Below are 1,166 nucleotides of genomic sequence, written 5' to 3'. Positions count from 1 at the left end.
CCAGATTTACCTGAATCAGTTGCTGATGCAACCGTAGCGACATGGCACAAACAACCAGGCGACACCGTAGAGCGTGATGAAGTTTTGGTTGATATTGAAACTGACAAAGTTGTACTAGAAGTGCCAGCTCCAGAAGCTGGTGTTTTAGAAGCCATTCTTGAAGTAGAAGGTGCAACAGTACTTTCAAAGCAACTTCTTGCTAAATTGAAAGCCGGCGCTGTTGCGGGCGAGCCAACCGCAGACAAAACAGAAGCAACAGAAGCTTCTCCAGATAAGCGTCACAAAGCGACACTGACTGAAGAAAGCAATGATGCACTTAGCCCTGCCGTTCGTCGTCTACTTGCGGAACATGGTCTAGAAGCACACCAAGTTAAAGGTACAGGTGTTGGCGGTCGTATTACTCGTGAAGATATCGAAGCGCATCTAGCAAACGCTAAAGCGGCTCCAAAAGCTGATGCCCCAGCAGTTGAAGCACCTTCAACCGCTCGTAGTGAGAAGCGTGTGCCAATGACTCGCTTACGTAAGACGGTTGCAAACCGCCTGTTGGAAGCAAAAAACAGCACCGCAATGCTAACGACGTTTAACGAAGTGAACATGAAGCCAATCATGGATCTTCGTAAGCAATACAAAGACCAGTTCGAAGAGCGTCACGGTATTCGTCTTGGCTTCATGTCTTTCTATGTGAAAGCAGTGACAGAAGCACTAAAACGTTACCCAGAAGTAAATGCATCAATCGATGGTGATGACATCGTTTACCACAACTACTTTGACATTAGCATGGCGGTATCAACGCCACGCGGTCTAGTAACTCCAGTGCTAAAAGACTGCGACAAGCTTGGCTTTGCAGATGTTGAAAAAGGCATCAAAGAGCTAGCGATCAAAGGTCGTGATGGCAAGTTAACAGTAGATGAGTTGATGGGGGGTAACTTCACTATCACAAACGGTGGTGTGTTCGGTTCTTTAATGTCTACGCCTATCATCAACCCACCGCAATCGGCAATTCTTGGTATGCATAAAATCCAAGAACGCCCGATGGCTGTAAACGGTAAAGTTGAAATCCTACCGATGATGTACCTAGCGCTATCTTACGACCACCGTTTGATCGATGGCCGTGAGTCAGTTGGCTTCCTAGTAACGATTAAAGAGCTACTAGAAGATCCAGCGCG

At 46.8% G+C, this 1,166-nt stretch carries 1 protein-coding gene; it reads left to right on the top strand.

Features of this window, described 5'->3' with window-relative positions; all coding sequences use genetic code 11:
• A partial coding sequence (odhB, locus tag R7Z49_RS23480; RefSeq protein WP_318112138.1) for a 2-oxoglutarate dehydrogenase complex dihydrolipoyllysine-residue succinyltransferase occupies window positions 1-1,166 on the top strand: 1,166 nt, incomplete at both ends.

The organism is Vibrio sp. 1562, from assembly GCF_033340155.1.
GTDB lineage: Bacteria > Pseudomonadota > Gammaproteobacteria > Enterobacterales > Vibrionaceae > Vibrio > Vibrio alginolyticus.
This window is presented reverse-complemented; position numbering and strand designations above follow the sequence as displayed.